The sequence below is a fragment of the Saccharopolyspora sp. NPDC050389 genome, from assembly GCF_040655595.1.
Taxonomy (GTDB): domain Bacteria; phylum Actinomycetota; class Actinomycetes; order Mycobacteriales; family Pseudonocardiaceae; genus Saccharopolyspora.
Window position 1 is genome coordinate 1 of sequence record NZ_JBFAKG010000061.1, and the last position, 8204, is coordinate 8204.

At 71.6% G+C, this 8204-nt stretch carries 7 protein-coding genes; 6 read left to right on the forward strand and 1 reads right to left on the reverse strand.

The features are described 5' to 3' along the window. The first annotated feature begins 130 nt into the window (after positions 1–130). The 5 genes from AB0I53_RS32365 (at position 131) to AB0I53_RS32385 (ending at position 5365) form a co-directional block, all read left to right on the forward strand. Positions 131–1648: an NAD(P)H-hydrate dehydratase gene (locus AB0I53_RS32365; RefSeq protein WP_358611512.1), complete on the forward strand. Its 1518-nt coding sequence runs from the start codon at positions 131–133 to the stop codon at positions 1646–1648. 253 nt (positions 1649–1901) lie between these two features. Then, a complete protein-coding gene (gene alr, locus AB0I53_RS32370) occupies positions 1902–3047 on the forward strand; it encodes an alanine racemase (RefSeq protein WP_358611515.1) in 1146 nt (381 codons plus the stop codon). Positions 3048–3123: 76 nt separating this feature from the next. Then, a complete protein-coding gene (locus AB0I53_RS32375; protein ID WP_358611518.1) occupies positions 3124–4218 on the forward strand; it encodes an alpha/beta hydrolase in 1095 nt (364 codons plus the stop codon). Then, the gene (gene tsaE / locus AB0I53_RS32380; RefSeq protein WP_358611521.1) at positions 4215–4694 is read left to right on the forward strand and encodes a tRNA (adenosine(37)-N6)-threonylcarbamoyltransferase complex ATPase subunit type 1 TsaE; all 480 of its coding nucleotides are present in this window, start codon (positions 4215–4217) and stop codon (positions 4692–4694) included. The genes AB0I53_RS32375 and tsaE overlap by 4 nt, the downstream gene beginning before the upstream one ends. Beyond that, on the forward strand, positions 4691–5365 hold the full coding sequence (locus tag AB0I53_RS32385) for a VTT domain-containing protein (protein ID WP_358611524.1): 675 nt from the start codon (positions 4691–4693) through the stop codon (positions 5363–5365). The genes tsaE and AB0I53_RS32385 overlap by 4 nt, the downstream gene beginning before the upstream one ends. 93 nt (positions 5366–5458) lie before the next feature. On the opposite strand, the gene AB0I53_RS32390 is transcribed toward AB0I53_RS32385, so the two are convergent. Next, positions 5459–6238: an IclR family transcriptional regulator gene (locus AB0I53_RS32390; RefSeq protein ID WP_358393550.1), complete on the reverse strand. Its 780-nt coding sequence runs from the start codon at positions 6236–6238 to the stop codon at positions 5459–5461. A gap of 239 nt (positions 6239–6477) precedes the next feature. On the opposite strand from AB0I53_RS32390, the gene aceB reads away from it, so the two are divergent. Next, entirely contained in the window at positions 6478–8070 is a 1593-nt protein-coding gene (gene aceB, locus AB0I53_RS32395) for a malate synthase A (protein ID WP_358611527.1), read from the forward strand. Positions 8071–8204 lie beyond the last annotated feature (134 nt).

Here is an 8204-nt window from a genome sequence, read left to right on the forward strand (position 1 = left end):
TTTTGGGTTGCTATAGCAGCCCAAAAGACTCACGGCCGGATTCACCAGCCGGGACCTTGAACCGCGGAACGTCGGCGAGCCGCGCGAGGCAGACTGTGCGGCAATCGTCGACCGGGATGAGGAGGACGCGATGCACGGAGTGTGGACGCCCGACCAGATCCGCGCCGCCGAGCAGCGGCTTTTCACCCGGACACCGGAGCCCGCGGTGATGCGCCGAGCCGCGTACGCCGTCTCGGTCCACACCGCGCGGGTCCTCACCGAGTTCACCGGCGGCGTCGCCGGTCGCCACGTCGCGCTGCTCGTCGGCGCGGGCAACAACGGCGGCGACGCGCTGTGGGCCGGGGCGTTCCTCCGGCGCCGCGGGGTCGGCGTCACGGCCGTGCTGCTCGCCCCGGAGAGGGCGCACGCCGCGGGCCTCGCCGCGTTGCGGCGGGCCGGAGGCCGGGCAGTGCCGGCCGAGGGTTCGAGCCCGGACACCGCCGGGATCGGGGCCGAGGCCGCGGATGCGGTCGAGCGCGCCGACGTGGTGATCGACGGGATCGTCGGCCTTTCCGCGCGTGGCCCGCTGCGGCCGGTGGCGGCGGAGCTGGTGCGCCGGGTCGACGTGCCGATCGTCGCGGTCGACCTGCCCAGCGGCGTCGATCCGGTCACCGGCGCGGTCGACGGCCCGGCGGTGTTTGCCGACGTCACGGTGACTTTCGGCGGGCGCAAGCCCTGCCACGTGCTGGGCGCCGGCGCGGTGCACTCCGGTGACGTCGAGGTGATCGACATCGGGTTGGCCGACGACCTGGCCGATCCCGAGCTCTACCTGCTGCAGGATGCCGAGATCGGCGCGGGCTGGCCGGTTCCGGGCCCGACCGACGACAAGTACAGCCAAGGCGTGGTCGGGGTCGCCGCCGGGTCGGCGACCTACCCCGGCGCCGCGGTGCTGGCCAGCGGAGCCGCGGTGCAGGCGACCGCGGGCATGGTGCGCTACGCCGGGCCCGCCGCGGACGTGGTGCGCACGCACTGGCCGGAGGTGGTGGCGACCGGTTCGGTCAGCGACGCCGGGCGGGTGCAGGCGTGGGCGGTGGGGCCGGGGATCGGCACCGGCGCTAGCGGCCGCGACGTGCTGCGGCACGTCCTGGATTCCGGGCGACCGGTGTGCGCCGACGCCGACTCGATCACGCTGTTCGCCAACGACAGCACGCTGTGGGACGCGCGCGACCCGGATGCGCCGCTGGTGCTGACGCCGCATGCGGGCGAGTTCGCGCGGCTGGCCGGTGGGGAACTCGGCGACGACCGGGTCGCCGCGGCGCGAGAGGTCGCCGCGCGCTTCGACGCGGTGGTGCTGCTCAAGGGCAACACCACGATCGTCGCCGCGCCGGACGGCCGGGTGCTGGTCAACGACTCGCGGCACGCCTGGCCGGCGACGGCGGGCTCCGGCGACGTGCTCACCGGATTGATCGGCGCGCTCCTGGCCAGCGGCCTGGAACCGTGGCTGGCCTGCGGCTACGCCGCGCACGTCCACGCACTCGCGGCGGATCTCGCCGCCCACGGCGCTCCCACCCGAACCCCGGCCGAGGTCGGTGCCCCGATCGGAGCCTCGGCGCTGCTCGCGGCGGTTCCCACCGCGATCCGAACGGTCCGCGAAGCGGCGCTGTCCTGAGCCGCTGAGCGGCACATCCGCAGTCTCGTGAGCACTTTGATCCGCTACAGCGGACCAAAGTGCTCACGAGACCGGTCCGCAACTTCCTCCAGGTTGTGGAGGTGTCCTTCGGTGCGGGATTTCGTCGGAAGTTCATGTTCGGTTGGGTGCCGGGAAGGTTCTTGCGCGCGGTGCGCCGTGGCCGGTCGGAGAAGGGCGCTGGCTCCGGTACCTCGGTAAGGGCGGCGGGGGGATGTGCGACCATGTGCGTGCCATGAGTGACCAGCCCGCGTACCGCGCCGACCTGCGCATCGACGTCGACGCGATCCGCCACAACGTGACGGTGCTCTCGGCGCGTGCCCGCAGTTCGGGTGCCCGCACGATGGCCATCGTGAAGTCCGACGGCTACGGTCACGGCGCCCTGACGGTCGCCGCCGCCGCGCTCGAATCGGGCGCGGACCAGCTCGGCGTCGCCTCCATCGGCGAAGCCCTGCAGCTGCGCGCCGGCGGCATCACCGCCCCGCTGCTGTGCTGGCTCTACGTCGAAGACGACGACTTCGCCCCGGCGGTCGCCGCCGATATCGAACTCTCCGCTTCCTCGCAGGCCAGCCTGCGCCGGATCGCCGCCGCGGCCGAGCAGCAGGGCCGCGTCGCCCGCGTGCACCTCAAGATCGACACCGGGCTGTGCCGCAACGGCTGCCCGGCCGAGCTGTGGCCCGCGCTGGTGGAGGACGCGGCGAAGGCCGAGGCGGACGGGCACGTCGAGGTCGTGGCGGTGTGGTCGCACCTGGCGTGCGCCGACGAGCTCGACCACCCATCGATCGACCGGCAGGCCGAGCGTTTCCGCCTGGCCTACGAGCAGGCGCGGGCGGCCGGGCTGAACCCGATCCGGCACCTGGCGAACTCGGCGGCCGTGCTGACCCGCCCCGACCTGCACTTCGAGCTGGTCCGGCCGGGCATCGCCGTCTACGGCCTGGATCCCGTTCCGCAGCACGGTGATCACGACCTGCGCCCGGCCATGACCTTCCGCTCCTCGGTGGTGTCGACCAAGCGCATCGCGGTGGGCGAGAGCGTCTCGTACGGGCAGCAGTGGACGGCCGAGCAGCCGACGAACCTCGCGCTGGTGCCGGTCGGCTACGCCGACGGCGTGCCGCGCACCCTGTCGGGCCGGATGTCGGTGTGGCTGGCCGGGAAGCGGCGGCCGGTGCTCGGCCGGGTGTGCATGGATCAGCTGGTGGTGGACTGCGGCGACGACCAGGTCGCGGACGGCGCCGAGGTGCTGCTGTTCGGGCCCGGCGACCGGGGCGAGCCGACGGCCGCGGAGTGGGCCGACACGATCGGCACGATCCACTACGAGATCGTCACCGGCATGTACCGGCCGCGCGTCACGCGCACCGTCGTCGACGCGGAGGCGCCATGAGCGACGGATGTCCCGCCGGGCTCGTGAGCGTTGATTCCGGTTCTTACCGGAGTGAGCACTCACGACAGGAGCTGCTGTGAAGCCGGTCTGGCAGGCGTTGGCCTGGACGAGCGGGGTGCTCGGCGCCGCGATCACCGGTGCCGCGGTCGGCGTCGCCGCGCGCAGTTCGCGGATCGCCGCGCAGCGCAAGGCCGAAGATCCGCACGCCGACGAGCCGCTCGGCAGGCTCCGCCCGGACCGGCAGTCCACTGTGGCTGCCGACGACGGGGTTCCGCTGTCGGTGCAGGAGATCCGGCCTGCCGACGGCGGCGAAGCGGAGCTGACCGTGGTGCTCGTGCACGGCTTCGCGCTCGACTCCCGCTGCTGGCACTTCCAGCGCCGCGACCTGCCCGAGCTCACCGAGCCGCGGGTCCGGCTGGTGCTGTTCGACCACCGCAGCCACGGCCGCTCCGGCCATTCCGCCAAGCGCAACAGCACGATCGACCAGCTCGGCAGGGACCTCGACGCGGTACTGCGCTCGGCGGCGAGCCGGGGGCCGATCGTGCTCGCCGGACATTCGATGGGCGGGATGGCGATCATGGCGCTCGCCGAGCAGCGCCCCGAGCTGTTCCGCGACCGGGTTCGCGCGGTCGCGCTGATCGGCACCTCCGCCGGCGCGGTCGGCGCCTCCGGGCTGCCCCGGCCGTGGCTGCACCGCGCCAATCCGGTGCCGCGCGGGCTCGCGCTGCTCTCGGACTTCCAGCCGGGCCTGGTGGAACGCACCCGGCGGCTCGGCGACAAGCTGACCTGGACGCTGGTGCGCAACCTGTCGTTCGGAGATCGCGAGATCTCGCCGAAGATCGTGGACCTGATGGCCGAGATGATCGGCGCGACCACCGTCGAGGTGGTGACCGACTTCCTGGAGACGATCAGCCTGCACGACCGCAAGACGGCGCTGGCGGCGCTGCGGACCTGCGAGGCGCTGGTGCTCACCGGCGACGCCGACCGGGTCACGCCGTTCTCGCCGCACGCCGAGGTGCTCGCCGCGGAGCTGCCGGACGCGACGCTGGTGTGCGTTGAGGGCGCCGGGCACCCGGTGATGCTGGAGCGCCCGGAGCTGGTCACCGAGCAGTTGATCGCGCTGATCCGGCGGGCCGTTGGAGAAGGAAGCGGAGAGGTGACCGGGAGTTGAGCCCTGCACTGCAGACCGTCGAACTGCCGGCGGAGTCCGACACGTTGGAGTTCGGCCGCCGGCTGGGAGCCGTGCTGCGCGCCGGTGACCTCGTGCTGCTGGACGGGCCGCTCGGGGCCGGCAAGACCGTGCTCGCGCGGGGGATCGCCGCGGGCATGGGCGTCACCGGCGCGGTGACCTCGCCGACGTTCGTGATCGCGCGGGTGCACCGGCCGGAATCCGGCGACGGCCCGGCGCTGGTGCACGTCGACGCCTACCGGCTGGGCGGGCTGGACGAGATCGACGACCTCGACCTGGACACCGATCTGACGGATGCCGCGGTGGTCGTCGAGTGGGGCGAGGGCCTCGCGGAGCGGCTCGCCGACGCCTACCTGCTGCTGCGGATCCGCCGCCGGGACGACGACGTCCGCGAGATCACCCTGGAGCCGAACGGCGAATCCTGGGGTTCGCGGCTCGGTGAGCTCGTCGCTCGATGACGGATTTCCTGGCCGGGATTCCCGGCCCGCTCGCGCTCGTCGTGGTCGTGGCTCTGCTGTTCGCCGAATCCGGCCTGCTGATCGGTGTTTTCCTGCCGGGCTCGGGCACGGTGCTGGCGCTCGGGTGGCTCGCCGGGCAGGGCGTCGTGGAGGTGTGGCTGGCCGCGATCAGCGCCTTCGGCGCGACGGCTTTGGGTTGCCAGCACGGGTACTTCCGCGGCCGCCGGGACGGTTTGCTGCGGCGGCAGCTGGTCAAGCGGTTCGGCGAGCAGCGCTTCGCGCGCGTGGAGTCCGCATTGGACGGACGCGCGGAGGCGACGGTGGCGGCGTCGCAGTGCTTCGCCGTGGTGCGGACGCTGGTGCCCCGGCTGGCGGGGCACGCCAAGGTCACGCACCTGCGGTTCACGATCTGCAACGTGCCGGTGGCGGCGGCCTGGGCGACGACGCTGGTGCTGCTCGGCGCCTGGTCGGGCGAGGCGTACGAGCAGGTGCAGTCGGCCGTGGGCATGCTGGGGCTGCCGCTGCTCGGCATCGCCGCGCTGCTCGCGCTGACGGTGTGGTGGCTCCGCCGCCGCAAGCAGCTCCGCCAGGTCTCGCAAGCCCTTCACGGTCCGGACTCCGGGCTGCCCATTCACGGCACGAGGTCGTCCTCGCCAGTTGGTTCGGAGTGAACGGCCTGTTTGCCTCGATAGGCGAGGTGAACAGGCCGTTCGCTTCATCCGCTCGACGCGGGTTTTGCGCCGTTGGCGAGCTTCGGCGTCGGGTCAGGCCGTGTTGCTGACGCTCAGCTCGGCCGAGAGGTCGCTGGCCAGGCGCTTCATCAGCGGGATGACCTCGTCCGTCGAGATTCGCGTCATCCGGCCTTCCGGGCCGCTGATCGAGATCGCCGCGCCCGCCGGTGCTCCCGGCACGGCGACGGCGTAGCAGCGCACGCCGACCTCCTGCTCGCCGTCGTCCAGCGCGTAGCCCTGCTGGCGGATGCGGCCCAGCTCTTCCTGCATCGCCTCGACCGTGATGATGGTGCGCTCGGTCTGCGGGTGCATCGTCGTGCGGGAGAGCAGCTGCGTCACCGTCTCCGGCGGCATCGTGGCCATGACGGCCTTGCCGACGGCCGTGGCGTGTGCGTCGACCCGGCGGCCGACCTCGGTGAACATCCGCATGGAGTGCTGCGAGGGGACCTGCGCGACGTAGACGATCTGCTCGCCGTCGAGCACCGCCATGTTGGAGGTCTCGCCGGTGGCGTCGGTGAGCTCGGCGAGGTACGGGCGGGCCCAGGAGCCGAGCGCGCGGCTGGCGGTCTCGCCGAGCCGGATCAGCCGGGGGCCGAGCGCGTAGCGGCGGGAGGGCTGCTGACGGGCGTAGCCGTTGCTCACCAGCGTGCGGATGATGCGGTGGATCGTCGGGAGCGGTAGGCCGGACTTCTCGGCGAGCTCGGACAGGGCGACTTCGCCGCCGGCGTCAGCCATCAGTTCCAGGAGCTCGAAGGTGCGTTCGACCGACTGCACCCCTCCGCCCTGAGTCGCCCGCTGCGGGCCAGTGGTCATCGCAGAACTCCCTTTCCACTGTGCTGGCTGAGCAGAGTCTAGTCCGTGGCGGGTGCGCCAGCTCATGTTGCTTCGAACGCTATATGGAAACTAACATCCACGATGCAGAAAACATAACGGGCGTACCGCTAGCGGAGTGGCCGCCGCGTGCCCGTCGGGTGCGCGACAGTCCGCCACGCGGCAAGGTGAGCCATCAAGCCACCGTCTGGAACCCGGCAGCAGAAAGAGGTGGACTTCCCATGTCCGAAACGCCAGCAGGAGTGCAGGTGCTCGGCGGTGCCGTCGAGCGCGGGGACGAGATCCTCACCAAGGAAGCGCTCGAGTTCGTCGCAGGCCTGCAGCGCGCCTTCGGCGCCCGCCGCGACGAGCTGCTCGCCCGCCGCAAGGAGCGTCGTGCCGAGGCCACCGCCAAGGGGCGGCTGGACTTCCTGGAGGAGACCCGGCACATCCGCGAAGGCGACTGGCAGGTGGCCGCGCCGCCCGCCGACATCGCCGACCGGCGCGTCGAGATCACCGGCCCGACCGACCGCAAGATGGCGATCAACGCGCTGAACTCCGGCGCGCGCATCTGGCTCGCCGACCTCGAAGACGCCAACACCCCGCACTGGCGCAACGTGGTCTCCGGCCAGGTCAACCTCTTCGACCTGGTGCGCAAGCAGATCGAGCTGACCACGCCCGAGGGCAAGCAGTACAAGCTGCGCGACGACGTCAAGCACGCCGTGCCGCTGGTGCGTCCCCGCGGCTGGCACTTCGACGAGAAGCACATCCTGGTCGACGGCAAGCCGGTGGTCGCCGCGTTCGTCGACTTCGGCCTGCACTTCTTCCACAACGCCAAGGAACTGATCAGCCGCGGCAGCGGGCCGTACTTCTACCTGCCGAAGATGGAGAGCCACCTCGAGGCGCGGCTGTGGAATGACGTGTTCACCCACGCCCAGCAGGCGCTCGGTGTCCCGCACGGCACCGTGCGCGCCACGGTGCTGATCGAGACCTACCCGGCCGCGTTCGAGATGGAGGAGATCCTCTACGAGCTGCGCGACCACTCCGCCGGCCTCAACGCGGGCCGCTGGGACTACCTGTTCAGCGTGATCAAGACCTTCCGCGACTCGGACAAGTACATCCTGCCGGACCGCAACTCGGTGACCATGACCGCGCCGTTCATGCGCGCCTACACCGAACTGCTGGTGCGCACCTGCCACAAGCGCGGCGCGTTCGCGATCGGCGGCATGGCCGCGTTCATCCCCACCAAGGACCCGGCCACCAACGATGCCGCGATGGGCAAGGTGCACGACGACAAGAAGCGCGAGGCCGGCGACGGCTTCGACGGCTCCTGGGTCGCCCACCCCGGCCTGGTGCCGATCTGCTTCGAGGAGTTCGACGCGGTGCTGGGCGACAAGCCCAACCAGATCGACCGCACCCGCGACGAGGTCTCGGTGACCGCCGACCAGCTGCTGTCGGTCGCCGACACTCCTGGTGAGAAGACTATCGAGGGCCTGCGCGCCGCGGTCGACGTCGGCGTGCGCTACATCGTGTCGTGGCTGGGTGGCAACGGCGCGGCGGCGATCCACAACCTGATGGAGGACGCCGCGACCGCCGAGATCTCGCGTTCGCAGATTTGGCAGTGGCTGCACAACAGCGTGGTGCTGGCCGGTGGCGAGCAGGTCACCGCGGACCTGGTCCGCGAGGTGCTGGCCGACATCGAGAAGCAGCTGCGGGCCGAAGACGGTTTCCCGGTCGACAACCTGGGCCGGGCGGTTGAGCTGTTCGAGCAGGTGGCGGTGGCCGACGACTTCGTCGACTTCCTGACGCTGCCCGCTTACGAGCAGATCGACTGAGAACGGAAAGGCCGCGGTGCGAACGGGGCCGTGAGTCTTTTTGGGTGGGATTTGGCCCCCAAAAAAGAAAGCCCCTAGAGCCCCCCCCCCCCGGGGGCGCCCGGGGCGCCCCCCCCCCCCCCCGAAGAGAAGAG

What these genes read in the sequence shown, in the direction of transcription:
- AB0I53_RS32365 (WP_358611512.1), top strand. Translation starts at nt 131, where the DNA reads ATGCACGGAGTGTGGACGCCCGACCAGATCCGCGCCGCCGAGCAGCGG.
- alr (WP_358611515.1), top strand. Translation starts at nt 1,902, where the DNA reads ATGAGTGACCAGCCCGCGTACCGCGCCGACCTGCGCATCGACGTCGAC.
- AB0I53_RS32385 (WP_358611524.1), top strand. Translation starts at nt 4,691, where the DNA reads ATGACGGATTTCCTGGCCGGGATTCCCGGCCCGCTCGCGCTCGTCGTG.
- AB0I53_RS32390 (WP_358393550.1), bottom strand. Translation starts at nt 6,238, where the DNA reads ATGACCACTGGCCCGCAGCGGGCGACTCAGGGCGGAGGGGTGCAGTCG.
- aceB (WP_358611527.1), top strand. Translation starts at nt 6,478, where the DNA reads ATGTCCGAAACGCCAGCAGGAGTGCAGGTGCTCGGCGGTGCCGTCGAG.